The sequence below is a fragment of the Mucilaginibacter sp. AK015 genome, assembly GCF_014200785.1.
In the GTDB taxonomy this organism is placed as follows: domain Bacteria; phylum Bacteroidota; class Bacteroidia; order Sphingobacteriales; family Sphingobacteriaceae; genus Mucilaginibacter.
The window spans coordinates 1,571,830-1,589,998 of sequence record NZ_JACHCV010000001.1 but is presented as its reverse complement, the minus strand read 5'-3'; the positions used below and the strand labels follow the sequence as shown (position 1 = coordinate 1,589,998).

At 45.1% G+C, this 18,169-nt stretch carries 20 protein-coding genes; 13 read left to right on the top strand and 7 right to left on the bottom strand.

Going from position 1 to position 18,169, the window contains the following annotated elements; all coding sequences use genetic code 11:
- Positions 1-350: 350 nt before the first annotated feature.
- Both HDC91_RS07040 and HDC91_RS07035 read left to right on the top strand, forming a co-directional pair.
- Positions 351-1,490 carry a GAF domain-containing protein gene (locus tag HDC91_RS07040; protein WP_183549819.1) on the top strand — a complete coding sequence of 380 codons (1,140 nt, stop codon included), beginning with the start codon at positions 351-353 and terminating at the stop codon, positions 1,488-1,490.
- A 95-nt stretch (positions 1,491-1,585) separates the two neighbouring features.
- Positions 1,586-1,780: a cold-shock protein gene (locus HDC91_RS07035; protein ID WP_067057762.1), complete on the top strand. Its 195-nt coding sequence runs from the start codon at positions 1,586-1,588 to the stop codon at positions 1,778-1,780.
- 111 nt (positions 1,781-1,891) lie between these two features.
- Here the strand turns inward: HDC91_RS07035 and HDC91_RS07030 are convergent, their stop codons facing one another.
- Entirely contained in the window at positions 1,892-2,134 is a 243-nt protein-coding gene (locus HDC91_RS07030; RefSeq protein ID WP_183549817.1) for a hypothetical protein, read from the bottom strand.
- A gap of 147 nt (positions 2,135-2,281) precedes the next feature.
- Between HDC91_RS07030 and HDC91_RS07025 the strand changes: the two genes are divergently transcribed.
- Complete coding sequence (locus HDC91_RS07025; RefSeq protein WP_162431553.1) at positions 2,282-2,647, top strand: YtxH domain-containing protein; 366 nt, start codon at positions 2,282-2,284, stop codon at positions 2,645-2,647.
- 227 nt (positions 2,648-2,874) lie between these two features.
- Here HDC91_RS07025 and HDC91_RS07020 read toward each other — a convergent pair whose 3' ends face one another.
- Together HDC91_RS07020 and HDC91_RS07015 are read right to left on the bottom strand one after the other, a co-directional pair.
- Entirely contained in the window at positions 2,875-4,767 is a 1,893-nt protein-coding gene (locus HDC91_RS07020) for a M1 family metallopeptidase (protein ID WP_183549805.1), read from the bottom strand.
- A gap of 214 nt (positions 4,768-4,981) precedes the next feature.
- Positions 4,982-5,485, bottom strand: coding sequence for a DUF892 family protein (locus tag HDC91_RS07015; protein ID WP_183549802.1), 504 nt, complete (start codon positions 5,483-5,485; stop codon positions 4,982-4,984).
- 130 nt (positions 5,486-5,615) lie between these two features.
- Here HDC91_RS07015 and HDC91_RS07010 point away from each other — a divergent pair, with 130 nt between their 5' ends.
- Complete coding sequence (locus HDC91_RS07010; RefSeq protein ID WP_183549800.1) at positions 5,616-6,560, top strand: DUF2027 domain-containing protein; 945 nt, start codon at positions 5,616-5,618, stop codon at positions 6,558-6,560.
- Between the two features lie 5 nt (positions 6,561-6,565).
- On the opposite strand, the gene HDC91_RS07005 is transcribed toward HDC91_RS07010, so the two are convergent.
- Positions 6,566-7,036: a rhodanese-like domain-containing protein gene (locus tag HDC91_RS07005; protein WP_183549797.1), complete on the bottom strand. Its 471-nt coding sequence runs from the start codon at positions 7,034-7,036 to the stop codon at positions 6,566-6,568.
- A 220-nt stretch (positions 7,037-7,256) separates the two neighbouring features.
- Between HDC91_RS07005 and HDC91_RS07000 the strand changes: the two genes are divergently transcribed.
- The 5 genes from HDC91_RS07000 to HDC91_RS06980 all read left to right on the top strand — a co-directional run bounded on the left by HDC91_RS07000 (position 7,257) and on the right by HDC91_RS06980 (position 10,384).
- Positions 7,257-7,586, top strand: coding sequence for a helix-turn-helix transcriptional regulator (locus tag HDC91_RS07000; RefSeq protein ID WP_183549794.1), 330 nt, complete (start codon positions 7,257-7,259; stop codon positions 7,584-7,586).
- A gap of 52 nt (positions 7,587-7,638) precedes the next feature.
- Positions 7,639-8,193, top strand: coding sequence for a DUF6428 family protein (locus tag HDC91_RS06995; RefSeq protein WP_183549792.1), 555 nt, complete (start codon positions 7,639-7,641; stop codon positions 8,191-8,193).
- Positions 8,194-8,198: 5 nt separating this feature from the next.
- Entirely contained in the window at positions 8,199-8,615 is a 417-nt protein-coding gene (locus tag HDC91_RS06990; RefSeq protein WP_183549789.1) for an arsenate reductase ArsC, read from the top strand.
- Positions 8,616-8,617: 2 nt separating this feature from the next.
- The gene (gene arsB, locus HDC91_RS06985; protein WP_183549787.1) at positions 8,618-9,688 is read left to right on the top strand and encodes an ACR3 family arsenite efflux transporter; all 1,071 of its coding nucleotides are present in this window, start codon (positions 8,618-8,620) and stop codon (positions 9,686-9,688) included.
- 123 nt (positions 9,689-9,811) lie between these two features.
- The gene (locus tag HDC91_RS06980) at positions 9,812-10,384 is read left to right on the top strand and encodes a hypothetical protein (protein WP_183549785.1); all 573 of its coding nucleotides are present in this window, start codon (positions 9,812-9,814) and stop codon (positions 10,382-10,384) included.
- Positions 10,385-10,453: 69 nt separating this feature from the next.
- On the opposite strand, the gene HDC91_RS06975 is transcribed toward HDC91_RS06980, so the two are convergent.
- A complete protein-coding gene (locus HDC91_RS06975) occupies positions 10,454-10,891 on the bottom strand; it encodes an SRPBCC domain-containing protein (RefSeq protein WP_162431564.1) in 438 nt (145 codons plus the stop codon).
- A 2-nt stretch (positions 10,892-10,893) separates the two neighbouring features.
- Positions 10,894-11,226, bottom strand: a complete 333-nt coding sequence (locus HDC91_RS06970; RefSeq protein WP_183549782.1) for a helix-turn-helix transcriptional regulator — start codon at positions 11,224-11,226, stop codon at positions 10,894-10,896.
- A gap of 140 nt (positions 11,227-11,366) precedes the next feature.
- Between HDC91_RS06970 and HDC91_RS06965 the strand changes: the two genes are divergently transcribed.
- On the top strand, positions 11,367-11,765 hold the full coding sequence (locus HDC91_RS06965) for a hypothetical protein (protein ID WP_183549779.1): 399 nt from the start codon (positions 11,367-11,369) through the stop codon (positions 11,763-11,765).
- A 79-nt stretch (positions 11,766-11,844) separates the two neighbouring features.
- On the opposite strand, the gene HDC91_RS06960 is transcribed toward HDC91_RS06965, so the two are convergent.
- Positions 11,845-13,830, bottom strand: coding sequence for a PAS domain S-box protein (locus HDC91_RS06960; RefSeq protein ID WP_183549777.1), 1,986 nt, complete (start codon positions 13,828-13,830; stop codon positions 11,845-11,847).
- A 212-nt stretch (positions 13,831-14,042) separates the two neighbouring features.
- On the opposite strand from HDC91_RS06960, the gene HDC91_RS06955 reads away from it, so the two are divergent.
- From HDC91_RS06955 to HDC91_RS06945, 3 genes are all read left to right on the top strand, one after another.
- Positions 14,043-15,092, top strand: a complete 1,050-nt coding sequence (locus tag HDC91_RS06955; RefSeq protein ID WP_183549774.1) for a glycoside hydrolase family 130 protein — start codon at positions 14,043-14,045, stop codon at positions 15,090-15,092.
- Positions 15,093-15,181: 89 nt separating this feature from the next.
- Positions 15,182-16,588 carry a glucuronate isomerase gene (gene uxaC / locus HDC91_RS06950; protein WP_183549771.1) on the top strand — a complete coding sequence of 469 codons (1,407 nt, stop codon included), beginning with the start codon at positions 15,182-15,184 and terminating at the stop codon, positions 16,586-16,588.
- Between the two features lie 420 nt (positions 16,589-17,008).
- Positions 17,009-18,166 carry an acyltransferase family protein gene (locus tag HDC91_RS06945; RefSeq protein WP_183549767.1) on the top strand — a complete coding sequence of 386 codons (1,158 nt, stop codon included), beginning with the start codon at positions 17,009-17,011 and terminating at the stop codon, positions 18,164-18,166.
- Positions 18,167-18,169: the final 3 nt, after the last annotated feature.

Genomic DNA, 18,169 nt, shown 5'->3' with positions numbered 1-18,169 from the left:
TATATTAATTATAGTAAGTTTTTTGGTTGATTGTAAGTTGGTTGGCTTATATAATCGAGTAGCTAAATAATTAATATCACGATAGTGGTTATACGTTGTATTAAGGTGTTTAGCAAAGTCCCGTTGGTTAACGCTGCCGGGGCTTTTTTATGCAAAACGAAACCCCGTCGGAAATAAATGCATCAGGGCAAACTGTGACGGATATATTATCGTAGTTGATTATATTCCTGAAACGAGTGAACAAAGGCTAACCGACTAAACAATTTGACCTTGATTGTTGTTAAATCAAATGTTTTTAGTTAGTTGGCTAACTATTATACTATTACAGTACTATTACAATCTACCTGCAAATGAACCATACCGAGCAACAACGCCTTACGGCCGTAGAAAAGTTTAAGCAACTTGACACCACCATAAGCAATGATCTGAATGATATAGTTTCCCTGGTTGCCGAAATTTGCGGTACACCTGTAGCGCTGGTAACCTTGATCGATAATGATATGCAATGGTTTAAGGCCTCGGTTGGTACGGATGTAGAATGTACACCCAGAAGTGTATCCTTTTGTGATACTACTATTATGAAACAGGGGCTGAATATATTTGAAGACCTGCGGGCCCACCCGCAGCATTGCAACAACCCCCTGGTTACCGGCGAACCTTACGTGCGCTTTTATGCCGGCGCGCCTTTAATAACCAAGGACGGCTGTGCCATAGGTAGTTTGTGTGTGATAGATATGCAGCCCCGCCAATTAAACGCGCAGCAGCAAAAGGCGCTGCAGGTTATGGCAAAACAGGTAGTGAATTTAATGGAGCTTAACTGGAGCCTGAGCAACCTTGCTCACCAACGCCAAAAAGAGTTGCAGCATGCGGCGGCCATAGCCGAATCGGAGTTGAAGCTGAAGGCGATATTCGATAGTTCAAATGATACGCACCTGCTGGTTGACCGCAATTACGATATACTGGCCTTTAATAAATCGGCCGCCACTTTTATTAAAACCGTGTACCGCCGCAAGGTAGCGCTTGGCGATTCTCTTCTTGATTATACTGAACCATCCAAACTAAACCAGTTTAAAAAATACTTTAACATAGCCTTGTCAGGACGGTCGATAAAGCGTGAGTGGATGCTGATGCCGGGCACAGAACACGCCTGCTGGAAGATCACCAATTTTATCCCGGTTAAAAACAGCGCCGGCGAGGTAATAGGTGTAGCGCTTAACTCTACAGATATTACACACCATAAAAAGCAGGAAGACTATATCAATATACAAAACGAGGCGCTTAACCGCATTGCCATTATTCAGTCGCACGAGCTGCGCCGCCCGGTAGCATCGCTGTTGGGTATAATGGACCTGATCAAAATGGAGAAAGTATATTTCAACTATTTTGATATGATGGAACTTACCATTAACGAACTGGACGAAAAGATACGCGGGATTGTTAAAGACTCTGAAAACACCCTGCACGGGCGCCACCTGGCGGTGGTAGCCTGATGGTGCCTTTATTGCAATAACATTACACCCTTTTGAGCGCTTTTGCACTAATGTGGATTATTATACCTACCTTGCGCGCTTTAATAAATAAAATAATGCAAAAAGAAGGAACAGTAAAATTTTTCAATGAAACAAAAGGTTTTGGTTTTATTACCCCTGATGGTGGTGGTGCCGACGTATTTGTTCATTCAACAGGTCTGATTGACGAAATTCGTGAAAACGATAAAGTTGAGTTCGAAGTAGAAAACGGAAGAAAAGGCTTAAACGCAGTAAACGTAAAAGTTGTTTAATTATATATTAATCCACTAAATGTTACAGAAAGCATCCGCCCAACAGGCGGATGTTTTTTTTTGCGACGGAAATTGTTGTTGCAGTAAGCCTGTGGAAACCACATGCACACCTTATTCGTTCCCGGTTAGCCAAAACATTACCGATGCCAGGGCGATAGTAATAAAGATCAGTGCGATCAAAGTGTCTAATACGTGCCGGAGTATTTTGTCGGCCCTCTTCTCCTTCCTGTTTATAAAGGGTAATAGTTGGTGTTTAACTACAAGCAGTATAGCGGCCAGTACAATGGCTACCAGGTAAAATGTTTTCCTGAAATGCACCGATCGGGTTGCATCTATAAGGGATTTGATATCCATGCGGCATTAACGGCTAACGTTGCTGTGTGTTCGGCTATAACGCTGCCTGTCTCAAAGATACGCGAAAAACTTATTGTAAATAATCTAAACAGTGCGGTATGGTATTTGTTAATTAATTACAAATCATCTACTAAAAAGTAAAACAACATGAAAGATCAAGCAAAAATTATAGCAGCACTTTTAGTGGGTGCTGCCGCGGGCGCCGCTTTAGGATTATTACTGGCCCCCGAAAAAGGTGAAGAGCTAAGAGGCGATATTGCTGATTACGTTAACGACCTTGTTGACAAAGCAAAAAACAAAGCGCAAACAACCGCCGATAGCGTAAAAGAGTACGCCAGCAATACAGTTGATTCTGTAAAATCGAAATTTTCGGGTGCTGTAAGTGATGCCGAAGATGCTTATGGCGATGCGAAATCGAAAGCAAGCAGCTACGCTGAAAACGGTGCTGATGCCGCAAAATCAAAAGTAAAAAGTACCGCAAACGATTGGAACAACTCTATCCAGAACGCGTAAGGGTATAAACATACATTCAAAAAAGCGCCCGGCATAGCCGGGCGCTTTTTTGTTATACACCATTTGTGTTATCCTGAGCGAAGCGAAGGATGTATTGGCGAACTGCGCATCGCCGCTTGTATGGCGGCGATAGATGATGAGCGATCGCTCAGCATGACAAAAGTTAACTACAGCAAAAACGCCCAACCGAAAGGTTGGGCGTTTTTTGTATAAGCAAATAAATAAACTTATTTTTTTGCGGCCGGCGCCCATGTATTGTTGCTCATGTCGGCATCCATATAAATACCGTTGTCGAGCGTGATAGATTTTAAACTTTTGCCCCGTACAGATTTGAAGGTAACCAGCGTTTGCTTCTGATTTTTCTCCCAAACGGCAGGGGTTTGGTGTATGGTTTTGGTGGTGCCGTCGGTATAGGTTAAAACCACATCAAACGGGATTGCAAAGCCGCCAATGTTGGCTACTGTAAAGGTATAACCATCTTTACCGGTAACTACGTTTTTAACGGCAAGGTCGTTGTAGTTGTTGGTGAAAAACCAGTTGTTGAAGAACCAGTTCAGGTTGCGACCCGATACATTGCTCATCGAGTTAAAATAATCCCATGGGATAGGGTGCTTGCCATGCCAGCGGTCCATATAGCCGTGCAGCGCTTTCTTGAACAGGTCATCGCCAAGCATATCTTTTAAGGCCAAATAGCTTAATGACGGCTTGCCGTAAGCGTTATTACCATAACCTGTTGTCAGTTCGCTGGTTTGGGTAATAACCGGGATATCCTGGTTGCTCGAGCGGTTATTTATCCAGCCGTTTATACGGAATTGCTTGTAAAACGCATCGGCTTTTGCCTTTCCTTTTTCGGCTGTACCTATCAAATACTCCAAAGTAGTGGCCCAGCCCTCATCCATAAAGGCGTAACGGGTCTCGTTAATGCCCATGTAAAACGGAAACCAGGTGTGCGCTATTTCGTGGTCCTGTACCAGCTGCGCAAAACCCGGGTCGCCCATTTGGCTATCGTTAACCATCATGGGGTATTCCATATCCGCAAAGCCCTGAAAAGCCGTCATCTTAGGGAAGGGGTAAGGTACGCCCGGCCAGTTATGGCTAAACCAGCCTAAGGCGTTGCGGCCAAATTGTACAGATTGTTTAAAATCGGTACCCTTAACAGAATAGGCGGCCTGCATGCTTGCACGCCTGCCGGTGCTTTGGTCAACAATAACGCTGCCCGCATCCCATATATAATGGTTGCTCAGGCCCACAGCAACGTCACTGATGTTGGTTGATGTCCAGGTCCAGGTGTTCATGGCGTTTTGCGCGGTAACCTTGTTGCCGGTAACTTCGTCAATGGTAGCCACGTGTATAGTGCTGTCGCTCGTCATTGATCTTTGCAGGCGGTCGGCATATTCTTTTTGCAGCACCTGTGTTGGGTTTTGCAGCGTTCCGGTAGCCCAAACAATAAAGTTTTTTGGTACGGTTACGTTTAGGGTATAATCGTTAAAGTCGTTATAAAATTCCTGGGCGTCGGTAAAGGTAAGGCGGTCCCACCCGTTGTAATCGTCGTAAACCGATACGCGGGGATAAAAATAAGCCAGGTAATAGCTGGTAGAATCTATCTGCCCTTCGCGGCCGCTTTGTTTTGATGCGTCAAAGTGCCAAACAATTTTCATCTGAACCGAGTCGTGCGGCATCAGCGGCTTTTTAAGGCCGACACCCTGGTTTGTTGCCGATGCCTGGTCGTTGTTCCAGTTCTTTTTTTGCCCGTCAATCAAAAAAGTATCTATCTGTATACCCGATGTTAAATAATCAGGCCCTGTATTGCCCATACGGGCGGCGCCTGGGCGGTGAATGTTTAAGATCAGCTTCATGTTAAGCTGCTTTAACGTATCAGGGCTGTTGTTAATATAAGTAATGGTTTCGGTGCCCTTTACTGTGCTAAGCGGGGGAGCGGCGGTGATAGAGATATTGTATCGGGCATGGTTTTGCCAGTAGTTTGGCCCGGGCTTACCATCGTGGCTGCGGGTACCTTTATCATACGCTTTTTGGATGTCGCGGGGTAAGTAAAGGCTTTGTGCCTGCAATTGTAGCAGCCCTATGCTGCAAGCGGCAGTTAACAGTAATTTTTTTAACATAGTGTATTGGGTTTGTAGTTTGATACGCAAACAAATGTAGGATATATTATAACAAACAATTAGATGTTCAGGTAAACGAATTGTTACACGCGGTGCTTGTTTACCGGGGTTTAATTATTTTTCTTTGTTGTAAGTTATTTTAGTAGGGGTATTAAATAACTATACAAAGCCGGGCCTTATGGTCCGGTTTTGTTTTTTATGCCGTTTATGCTATTTAGCCGGTAATATATTCTTTGGCTATCAGCGTAAATAGCTTGTCATTATCTGCCGATTCATCAAAATTCTCCGTCAGCAGCTGCTTCACCTCGTCATACTTCAACATCTTGGCAATCATAATAAGCATGCGGTATGATGTAATGTTGATGTGCTCCAGTACCTGTATATAAAGCATTATGTCAAGGTCATTAAGCAGCGGTATGTTTTGCGTTTCATCAAGGCAAAATTCATCTTTTACAATTGATTTTATCGGGTTGCAAACCTCCGGCGACGGCGTCTCGCCCAACAACTTGTATATCTCTTCCATCCGGCTTATCTGCCTTTTAACATCCTCGCTGAACTCGTCTATGGCAAGTTCCAGGCCTTTAAATGATGCCATGGCCGTAAGGTGCCCTGTACGCTGGTGTAAAAAACGTTTGCCATTGTAAATACGTGTTAAATGATGTAGAAATATCAGCTTTAAAAAAGCTGCGTCGGGGGCTGGGGAATTAATGGGTTCCATGCGCTTAATTAATTGTGATGGGCAACGTAAAAGTCCGTTTTCTTTTTTAAGAACGAAACAATTACCCGGTAAAGTTATATTTAATTATTGATGTATGGATTATTAATCAATTGCTACTTATTATTGCACCATGAGATATAAATTAGGCGATTTTGTACGCTTTGTTGACGAAAAGCTGGAAGGGTATGTAACCAATATTATTGACGAACAGATGATTGGTGTTACTGTTGAGGACGATTTTGAGATACCGGTACTTGCAAGTAAGGTAACGTATGTGCACGGCCATGGTGCCGCAAGCCACGATGAAGAGTACGTTCCCGAGGTAAAGCCAACCGGCGAGTTTAAAAGTAAAGGTATACATGTTGCCGTGGTTGCCGACGCAAAGGCAAACGCGCTTGTGCATTTATATATGGTAAACGAAACATCGTACCAGTTGCTGGCATCGCTTACCACGCAGCGGCAAAAGGATTATAAGGGCGAGTTTGCCGGTATTATTGAACCTAATGGTGTTGCTAAAGTTTATTCGGCCAAATTATCTGAACTGCAGCTGTGGCCAAAGTTTATATTCCAGGTGATATTTTTTACAAAGCAGAACCAGCCGGCGGTTGAGCCGCTTAATGTAAGCGAGCAATTTAAAGCCAAGGATTTTTCGGGCGCTAAAAAGTTGGTGCCTTTTATAAAACAGCAGGGCTGGATGATACAGCTTGACGAACCCGAACTGATCATTGATGCTGAAAAGCTAAAGGAAAGCTTTTTTAAACCTGCCGAAGAAAAGCAGCAAACCGTTGCCAAACCAGTTGCCGAACTTGACCTGCATATTGAGAAACTGCGCGACGATTACCAGTTTTTAAGCAGCAGCGAGATATTGAACATACAAACCGATCATTTTAAAAAGGCGCTTGATGCCGCAATTGTGCATCAAATGCCCGATATCACCTTCATCCATGGCACCGGCAACGGTATATTAAAGCACGAACTGCATAAGCTGTTAAGCAAGCACCCTAAAGTTCAAACCTTTATGGACGCCCGTAAAGAGAAGTTTGGGTATGGGGCTACTAAGGTGATCTTAAAATAGCCGGCTCACTTTGATTCGACAGGATAATTTTTGTCTATCCAGTTTGTTTTTAAATTTACCGGCAGGTTTAATAATTTAATATTGGTAAATCCCAGTTTGGTTAACTCGGCAAAGGCCGGCCTTATGTTAGGGCATTTTGCAAACGGGCAGCATCCGCAGTAAAAAACCACCATTTGGTTTTTTGGCGTGGCCGAAAGCTTTTCTTTCAATGTTGCTAAGTTTTTGTTATTGCTAACCGGCCCTATATGCGTGGCTCCTTTGATATCGTCAACAACCCCAATGTTCAATATAACAGGCTGATGGGCACCATTAGCCATCATTATATTTGCCAATGCAGCAGGTTCAATCAACTGGCTGTTAAGCCATGGGTTATCTGCGCCTGGCAGCGTCAATGGTTTGGCCGAGGTTTGGGCATACAGGCTGCAAACCGGTATGGTAAATAAACCCAAAAGTATTATCAGAAGGCGTTTTTTCATTAATTATCATCAAAATTTGGTGTAGCGCAATATACCAAGATTGCAGCAAAAACAGATAAGTACCGTTGAACCGGGCACACAACTTGCCGCGGGCAATCAATCAGTTTTATCTAAATGCCGTTTGATACGATTTGGTTTTTGTGTATTGCCGTTTGGTAAAGCGTAAAAAAATAGAAAATTTCATTTTATCGTATATTAATCGTAATATTGCGATTAATATATGGGCATTACCAAAACCGATATTTTTAACGAACAGCAAAATAAGCTGGCTATGCAGCTAAAGGCAATTGCGCATCCGGCGCGTATTGCCATATTGCAGCACCTTATTAAAGCCAATGCCTGTATCTGCGGCGACCTGGTGGGCGAGTTAGGTTTAGCCCAGGCAACCATATCGCAGCATTTAAAGGAACTGAAAAGTGCCGGCCTGATACAAGGAACTATAGAGGGGGTGAGCGTTTGCTATTGTATTGAGCCCATCGCCTGGAAAAATTTACAAAACGAGATTGATAGCATGTTTGCATCTTACAAAGGCGCGGACCATTGCTGTTAAAAAAATTTAATGATATTAATCGTAATATTGCGATTGATTTAACTGATAAACAATGGAAAATTTAAAATGGGCTGCTTTTAAACAACAGTTACAGGCAAACCCCAATCTGGCGCTGCAATTTCAATACGCTCAAGACCAGTGGGTAGATGCCTCTTATCACATCACCGAAATTAAACAGGCGCCAATAACCTCGGTTGATTGCGGCGGGGTAATGAATAAGTGGACAGAAGTTATCGTACAGTTATATGAGCCGCAAGCGCAGCAGGATAGGGCAATGCCGGTGAGCAAAGCGCTGTCTATCATCCAGGTTGTTGAAAAAGTGCTGCCTTTAGAGGCTGAGGGTATTGTAAAGATCGAGTTCGGAAACTCACAATACGATACCCGCCAGATGCTTCCCCGGAGCATAACGACCGATGGCGATAACCTGGTGGTTGACCTGCGGCCCGATACCGTACAATGTAAGGCAATAGAGCGGGGCGGGAACTGCGGTACTGATGATAAGGGCGAAGAATGCTGCACGCCTGCCGTTCAAATTAAACCTGTGGTACAATTAAAAAACCTTACCGATAACACAACAAGCTGCACACCGGGCGGCGGGTGCTGCTAAATCATATGAAAAATATATTGGTATTGTGCACCGGCAACAGTTGCCGCAGCCAGATAGCAGAAGGTTACCTGCGCCATTTTGCAGGTGAAAAGGCGAGTGTATATAGCGCCGGGATCGAAACACATGGTGTTAACCCGATGGCGGTAATGGTAATGGCCGACGATGGCATAGATATATCTGCACACACATCAAACCATGTTGACGAGTATTTAAACATCCCGTTTGACTATGTTATTACCGTGTGTGATAACGCTCAGGAAGCCTGCCCTTATTTCCCCGGGGAGGTTCATCGTTTTCATCATAACTTCCCTGATCCGGCAAAAGCGAATGGCAACCATGAAGAAGTGGTAAATGAATTTAAACGCGTACGCGATATGATCAAGATATTTGCCGCCAACTTTGTAAAAGAAAACATCCGCTAAACATGACCGCTAACAATTGCGCGCTGGCAGCTAACCGTAAAAAGCTGGGCTTTTTAGACCGCTACCTAACTTTATGGATATTCCTTGCAATGGGTGCCGGCATCGGTATAGGGTATTATGTGCCTTCGGCCCCTGCCTATATCAACTCGTACACGGCAGGTACTACCAATGTACCATTAGCTATTGGCTTGATATTAATGATGTATCCGCCCCTGGCCAAGGTGAAATATGAAAGCCTGGGGCGGGTGTTCAGTAATATTAAAGTACTTAGCCTCTCCCTCCTTTTAAATTGGATAATAGGGCCGGTGCTGATGTTTATTTTAGCCGTAGTGTTTCTGCACGATAAACCGGAATATATGACGGGGTTGATACTGATAGGGCTGGCCCGGTGCATAGCTATGGTTATTGTTTGGAACGAATTAGCCGATGGCAACCGCGAGTACGCCGCCGGCTTGGTAGCGCTCAACAGTGTGTTTCAGGTGTTATTATACAGCGTTTATGCCTATGTGTTTATTACGTTGCTGCTGCCAATGGTCGGTATGAAGAGCGAGGTAGTAAGTATTACAATGACTCAGATAGCAAAGTCGGTAGGGATATATCTGGGCATACCTTTCGCCGCGGGTATTATAAGCCGTTACGGGTTAGTAAGGTTTAAAGGCGAAGAATGGTTCAGAACGAAGTTTTTGCCTGCAGTATCACCCATAACACTCATTGCGCTGCTGTTTACCATAGTGATAATGTTCAGCTTAAAAGGACAGTTGATAATTCAGATCCCATTTGACGTGGTACGTATTGCCATCCCATTGGCTATATATTTTGCTATCATGTTTTTAGTAAGTTTTTTTGCCGGCAAATCTATAGGTGCCGATTATTCTAAAAATGCATCTATTGCCTTTACCGCAGCGGGCAACAACTTTGAGCTGGCTATAGCGGTGGCTATTGGCGTTTTCGGTATAAATTCCGGTGAAGCATTTGCCGGGGTTATTGGCCCGCTTGTTGAAGTACCCGCTTTAATATTATTAGTAAAGGTATCGTTGTGGCTGCGGGATAAGTATTATACAAGAACAATGTAAGCAGATAGGGGCTCCTATTATTGTTGATAAATTATTCATGCTCTTTTTTATTGGTTTAGGCTATTTGGCATAAAAAATGTTATTCAATAGTTAATAAATATAAACCATTAAATAATATACAGTATGAAAAAGTTAAGTTTAATAATGGCTGCGGCTGTTACTGCCTGCGCCATTAACTATGCCGCAGCTAAAGATCATAAAACATTTGCTACAGACAGGGCGGTATTATCTACCGGAAACTTAACCGTTAACCAGGACACGGTACCCAAAAAGCGGAAGGCGCCAAAAACAACAAACCCTGCTACACCGCAAAGCCCTATCGTACCGAGCCCTACCAACCCGCAGAGCCCGACAAGCCCGACAACGCCTACTATACCAAATAATCCAACAAACCCAACAAATCCAAGTTACCCAACCACACCAACAAATCCTACGGCGCCAACCAGCCCTACTAACCCAACGGTGCCTGCAAGCCCTACTGTACCGCCTGCTACACCAATGACACCCACCAGCCCTGCTGTGCCGCCCGCTACGCCAATGACGCCTACAAGCCCTACAGTGCCGCCTGCTACGCCAATGGGTACACCAACTACAACACCAACAACCCGGCCCGCCGGAACACCCGCTACAAGCCCGGGCACAACACCAACAACAAGCCCGTCGCCGGCCCCAGCAACCCGGCCTGCAGGTAAATAAAATAATAGCTTACATGTGTAAATGCGAGACCGGTGCAAAGCTTAAGCTTTCGCCGGTCTCTTTTTTGTATCAGTCAGTTTCTGTTTCCACAAACTCTTTAAGGCTAATGCCCAGTATGTGGTTCCAGCCTTTGGTAAAGCTTTCTATAGCAAAGTCCGGCCCGTTCTGCGGGAAAGTTTCCAAACCGGTGTGGGTAATGCGCACCAGTGTTTTATCACCCTCAGCAAAAAGTTCAAAGCTAACCTCCGAACTGCCGCTAAAGCCTTCGTATGCCCAGGTGTAACTTAATTTTCGTTCAGGCTCAACAGCGGTAACACGGCAATTGTGTACATATTTTTCGCCTTTGCTGCCCTGGCCTGTAAAGCTGAACTCAAACCCCACGCGGGGCTCAAAATTTTCCAGCTGAAAATACCATTTCTTCATTTTATCGTTATCGGTTAAAGCCTGCCATATGCGGCCTGCAGGGGCATTAAGCGTACGCTCAACTATCAGTGGTTTCGTTTCCATAATTATTTAAGTTTTGTTTTTTGTTCTATTTTTTCCTGCTCCAGAAAATCCTCTAAAGCATTCAGTTTGCTTGTCCAAAAGGCACGGTACTGGTCGGTCCATTTGGCTACCTGTTCAAGGTTTTTTAGCTCCGCGCGGCAATAGCGTTCGCGGCCCTGCTGTTTTATGGTGATAAGCCCGCATTGGGTAAGTATCTTGATATGCTTTGATACTGCAGGGCGGCTGATAGCAAAGCTATCGGCTATAGCGTTCAGGTTCATTTGCTGGCCGGCCAGCAGGTTTATGATCTGGCGCCGGGTAGGGTCGGCAATAGCCTGGAAAACATCTCGTCTCATTATAAAATATGTTACCGTTTGGTTACAAATATATATGTTACCATTCGGTTACGCAAAATAAAAAAAATAAATTTTATGTACTTTTACGAATTATTCGTACAATTACGAATTATTCGTAATTAACTTTAATTTAAAATCACATGAAATCTTTAATCGCAATTATTGGCGTTAATTTAATGCTGTTTGGAATGGCAAAAGCGCAAAGTTCCGGGAGCTACCCCGACTCGATAAAAAAAGCATTTTCGTTATATGAGTCAAAAAACTACCCGGCATCTGCCAGGGCATACAGCAATGCATTTAAGGTTAATAGCTGGAAGGGCTTTAGCGACGACCGCTACAATGCAGCTTGTTCATGGGCCATGGCAGGCAATGCCGATAGCGCGTTTTACCAGTTAAATCGTTTGGCAAATTTGCTATCGTATAGCGATTATGCCCACATAACGACTGATACCGACCTTAACAGCCTGCATAACGATAAGCGCTGGCCCGCATTACTTGCAGTGATCGGTAAAAACAAAGAGAAGGCCGAAGCGAATTAAGTAAACCGCTTGTTTCGCGAAGTGTAGAACCGCTTATGGAGCAATAACAGCACCGGATGCTGCCCTGGCGCTGTTATAATTATTGTTGCTTAAGTGGTATCTCGAAGCCAAATGTAGAACCTTTACCGGGCTCGCTTTCTACGTACAGCCTGCCACCGTGGCGGGTAATGATATCCTTGCTGATATACAGCCCTATTCCGAGTCCTGAAATATGCGAGGCAAGGTCGTCCACACGGTAAAAGCGCGAAAAAATGCGCTCCTGCTGTTCTTTGCTTATACCCATGCCAAAGTCCTGCACCGTTACAACGGCCTTATCGTGAGATGCGGATACCGAAATATTGATCATATCGGCCTGTGGCGAGTATTTGATGGCGTTTGAAATGAGGTTGATCATCACCTGTTCGATACGTTGTTTATCGGCATGGACTACCAGGTCATGAATATCAGAGCAGATAATGATACGGTGTGTTTTGGTTGAGTATTGCATCAGGTCGGCCACCTCATCAACCAGTTCGGGCAGGTTGAACGTACTCAACGAGAAAGGGAGCTTTCCGGCTTCAATCTTTGATACATCGAGCAGGTCTGATATAAGGTCCGAAAGTTTATTTATCTGTAATAAGGCTTTTTGTATAAACACTTTGTTCCTGTCGTTTTCGCCCAGACTGCGGTCGATGATTTGCAGGTAGCCGTTAAGGCTGGTCATGGGTGTTTTTAACTCGTGACTGGCCAACCCTATAAATTCGTCTTTTTTTGAGTTGAGCTTTTGGATCTCCTCATACATTTGAGCGTTATCAAGCGCTACGCTGGCTTGTGATGATACACCCGACACCAGCATCTCGTGTTCGCGGGTAAACCTGCCGGCTTCCGGATGGCCCAAAAACAGGCCGCCGATAACCTCGCCGCTTTTTGACACAACCGGTACCGCAAGATAACTTACTACAGGAAAATGACCCGTTGGCATACCATAATGCGGATGGTTGTGGCCGTAGCGGGGGTCTTTGGTAATGTCATCAACCCTAACAATGCCCAGGCCGTTAAAAGTATGCGCAAAAACATCGGTATTGCGCGGCATGCCAAGCTTTTCAAAGGCTTCCCTTGGCGCGCCCGATAGGGTATATAACATGTATGATTCGCCTTGCTCGTCAAGCTTGTTGTAAAAGAACGCGCCAAAAGCAGCACCGGTAAGGGTGGTAGTGGCATCGGTAACTTTTTGCAATATCTCCTGTACATCCAGATTCTCGGATATAGTTTTACCTATGGTGTTAAGCAGTTCCAGGTTTTCAGCGTATTGCTGTAGGGTGTTCTCGGCGAGTTGCTGTTTATAAACATTCCGCGCAATTTTTGAAGCGCCTATAACATTGCCTTTACGATCCTTGATGGGCGATATGGCCAGCGAAACCGGTATTTCTGTTCCGTCTTTATGCCGGCGGTAGGTTTTATAGTGTTCAACCCTTTCGCCCTTTCTTATCTTAGTTAATATTTCAGTTTCTTCCTGCAGCCGTTCCTGGGGTATCAATAAGGTAATATGGCGGCCTATGGCCTCTTCTTCGGTATATCCGAACAATTGCTGCGCGCCTCCGTTCCAGCTGGTAATAATGCCTTCAAGGGTTTTGCTTACTATCGCATCGTCAGATGTGGTGACTATCGCGGCCAGCATGGCTTGTTTTCGCTCGCTGTTTCTTTGTTCGGTAACATCTAAAAGGGTATTAACGGCGCCGGTAAGTACGCCGTCGTCGTTAAACAAAGGCACCGGGTGCGTCAACACGATAACTTGCTTACCATCGGGCTGCTCTATAATTATTTCCTGACCATCAATAGCAACACCCTCTTTTATGGCGCGCGCCATCGGGCAATTGTGTAAGGGCAGGGGCTGCCCGTCGGGTTTTAATATTTTCAAAGCTCCGGTCCACAACTCCTTGTTTTTTTCGGGAGCACGCCCCCACAGTTCTACCGCGGCATCGTTGAACCAGGTAATGCGCCCATCTTTATCGCAGGTGTAAACGGCCACAGGCAGGGCATTTAAAAGTGTATAAGATAGTGGTGTGTTCGCTATCGTGTTTATCATTTCTGAGCTGTGTATGGGCTTGGCATTGTCAACTAAACAGAATATTAAAATATTCTTATTTTGTGTAAATACAAATTTCTAAATCGTCAAATGTCAGGCAATACAGATATATGGCCTGTGACGGTGGGTGTATCGGCAAATAAAAATCAAAGTTGTATAGGCTATAAACTATTACAAAGCAAAAATGTTACGCCTATATAATAATAAAGTTTATGGCAGATATTGCACAGCGTTTCCCCCAAAACCCGTTACTGGCCCCAAAGGATCTTAAAGCCACATCCGAAGGCCTGCATATAGCATGTTTGCTAAACCCTGGCGTATTCAGGTTTGATGGCAAAATATGGCTGCTGGTTAGGGTGGCTGAGCGGCCGCAGCAAAACGAAGTGCACGTGTCTTTTCCGATATTGACCGTAACCGGCGAAACCCAGATCATGGAAATAGCGCTGAACGATGCCGACCTTATTGCTACGGATGCCCGGGTGGTGAGGTACAAAGGGGTTGATTATCTGACTACCTTATCGCACCTGCGCCTGCTTTGCAGCGATGATGGCGTGCATTTCAGCGAACCCGATGGTTATAACAGGTTGTTTGGCAGCGGCCCGCTGCAAACCTTCGGGATAGAAGATTGCCGGGTTAGCTTTTTAGAGGGCAGGTATTATTTAACCTTTACAGCGGTATCTGATAGCGGGGTAGGTGTTGGCCTGCGTACCACCACCGATTGGAAAAATTTTGAAACGCATGGTATGATCCTGCCGCCGCATAATAAGGATGTGGCCATTTTTGAAGAAAAAATAAACGGCTTGTATTATGCCCTGCACCGCCCCAGCAGCGTGGATATAGGGGGTAATTTTATCTGGATAGCCCAATCGCCGGATGGGGTGCACTGGGGCAATCATAAATGTATACTTAAAACCCGTGAAGGCATGTGGGACAGCGCACGCGTTGGGGGCGGGGCCTCGCCCATTAAAACCGAAAAGGGCTGGCTCGAGATTTATCACGGGGCTACCAAGGAGCATCGATACTGTTTGGGCGCGGTGTTGCTTGACCTTAACGATCCGTCGATAGTACTGGCGCGCACTATCGAGCCTATAATGGAACCTACCGCGCCGTATGAGATAACAGGTTTTTTTGGCCATGTGGTTTTCACCAACGGGCATGTGGTTGATGGCGATACCATTACCATTTACTACGGGGCAGCCGATGAATTTGTGTGTGGCGCAAAGTTTTCTATAAAGGATATCTTTGCCGCTTTGGGAGTGTAAATTATCAGCTGTTTCACTAAAACGTTTGCGCAATTTGGTTTAAAAGGTATCAAAAAACTTTAATACATTGGCCTTTATAATAACCGGTTATGAAGAGCTTTTTAGATGAGGATTTTTTGCTGCGATCAGATACGGCCCGGGAGTTGTATCACGACCATGCAAAACACCTGCCCATAATAGATTACCACTGCCATTTGCCGCCCGATCAAATTACGGGCAATATTAATTTCAATAACATAACCCACGCCTGGCTTAACGGCGACCACTACAAATGGCGCGCAATGCGTGCAAACGGTGTTAATGAGGCTTATATCACCGGTAACAAACCCGATAACGAAAAATTTGAGCAATGGGCCGCAACTGTACCTTACACCCTGCGCAACCCGCTGTACCATTGGACGCATCTTGAATTGCAGCGATATTTTGGCATCACATCGCGGTTAATGCCCGGTACCGCCGATTTTATCTACGAAGATTGCACCGAGAAATTGCAAAGCCCGGGATACTCGGTACAAAACCTCATCAAGAAAATGAATGTAGAGGTAATTTGCACTACCGACGACCCGCTGGACGACCTGAGCCATCATGAGCAGCTAAAAAGGGAAGGGGCAGAGGTAAAGGTGTATCCCGCTTTCAGGCCGGATAAGGCTATGTATATCGAGGATGTGGCCGCCCTAAACGCCTATGTCAACAAACTGGAAGCGGTATCAAACAGTACCATCAATACCTTCGACGATTACTTGTACGCGCTTAAGAACCGCCACCACTACTTCGCGGCGAATGGCTGCACCGTAGCAGACCATGGTTTAGAGCATGTATATGCCGAGGAATATACCGAAGAAGAATTACGCGGGATATTTGAAAAGGTGCGCGCCGAAAAACCGGTTACCAATACCGAAAAAATAAAGTTTAAATCGGCCATGCTGTACAATTTCGCCATTTGGAACCAGGAGAAGGATTGGGTGCAGCAATTTCATTTAGGAGCTTTACGCAATAACAACAGCCGCCTGCTTGGTCAGTTGGGGCCCGATACGGGTTTCGATTCCATCGGCGATTTTAGTCAGGCCAGGCCGCTATCAAAATTTTTGAACAGGCTGGATAAGGACGACCGCCTCGCAAAAACCATTATATATAACCTAAACCCCGCTGATAACGAAATGGTGGCCGCCATGACGGGTAATTTTAACGACGGATCGGTAGCCGGTAAAGTGCAGTATGGCTCGGCCTGGTGGTTCCTTGATCAAAAAGACGGCATGACCAAACAGCTGAACGCCCTGTCGAACATGGGGCTGCTAAGTCGTTTTGTAGGCATGCTTACCGATTCGCGCAGCTTTCTATCCTTCCCCCGGCATGAGTATTTCAGGCGCATACTTTGTAACCTGTTTGCTGAAGATATTGAGAACGGTGAATTGCCGAACGACATAGAATGGACAGGCAAGATCATTGGCGATATATGTTATTATAACGCCCAAAGCTACTTTAAATTTAAACCGTAAATGAGATAACAGCTGCAGTTGCACCTTGCTTATGCTGCGGACGAGCTATGAACGTACTTTTAAGATAGGTTAGCGGTGTAGAATGATTTTTACGAGGTGTACTCAAATCTCATTTTGCCGGTACTGACATCCTGCCATTCATCTCGATAAGAATCGGGCGATAACCTGCGCGACACTGTGAAATATGGATCGCGACGGTGCAACTCACATCAATGTATACGATCATGACTTTAATCCTAAGCCCTGACCGGCTATACAGCCCTATGAAAATCGGGATCAGGTAACATACTTAATACAATAGCACATTGTGGAATAAAACTTTTTCAAATTATTTAAAAAGTATTTTATCTTTAGAAGTGCATTCCTAAAACCACATACCGGTGGCCAGTGCCGGTTTTTAAACCTTTTATTAATCAGATCATGACCGCAAAAAGAGAATCCGGTACTACCGGTGTAACTGATGTTAATACATCGCCGTTTACCTACGAGCGCCTTTACTCGTTAGATGCCCTTAGGGGGTTTGATATGTTTTGGATACTTGGGGGCGAAGAGATATTTCATTCGCTCGCTAAGGCTACGGGGTCGCCATTCTGGGGCACCATAGCCAACCAGTTTACACATCCGGACTGGAACGGCTTTCATTTGTATGACCTGATATTCCCCTTGTTCCTGTTCCTGGCGGGCGTAGCCACGCCGTACTCTATTGGGCGCGAACTGGAAAAGGGCGCCACGCGCCCGCAGCTGGTGTTAAGGGTAATAAAACGCGCGGCGATATTGATATTGCTGGGCTTGCTGGTTAATAACGGCCTCAAAACCTTAAAATCATTTGACGAGATACGGTTTGCATCGGTATTGGGGCGTATTGGTATTGCCTACATGTTCGCTAATATTATATACCTGTACGCCAGTCGTAAATGGCAGATGGCCTGGTTTTGGATATTTATCATCGGTTACTGGCTGTTGCTTAAATTTACATCGGCCCCCGGTTTTCATCCCGGCGACCTGACCATGGAGGGCAATTTCGCCTCGTATATGGACAGGCTCATACTGCCCGGTAAGCTTTACCTAGGCATACACGATCCGGAGGGCCTGTTCTCTACCATCCCGGCTATAAGCACCGGGCTGTTAGGCATACTGGCGGGTATACTGCTAAAAACCGGGCATCAGCATAAAGGCCGTAAGGCATTTATTATAGCCGCTGCGGGCGCCATATTTTTGGTGCTTGCGCAAGTGTGGAACCTTGATTTCCCGATCAACAAAAACCTGTGGACAAGCTCCTTCGTGTTGCAGGCAGGAGGGATGAGTTTATTATTGTTAGCATTGTTTTACTATGTGATAGATGTGCTTGGCTACAAATCATGGGCTTTCTTTTTCAAGGTGATAGGCATGAACTCCATCCTCATATACATCTCCAGTAAATTTATTAACTGGCATTATGCCACCACCGGCTTTTTCGGATGGCTTGGCGAGTGGGTTGGCGACCCCTACAATATTGTAGTAATGGCTATTTGCTTTATTATGGTTAAATGGATGTTCCTTTATTTTATGTACCGCAAAAAAGCCTTCTTAAAGGTTTAACAA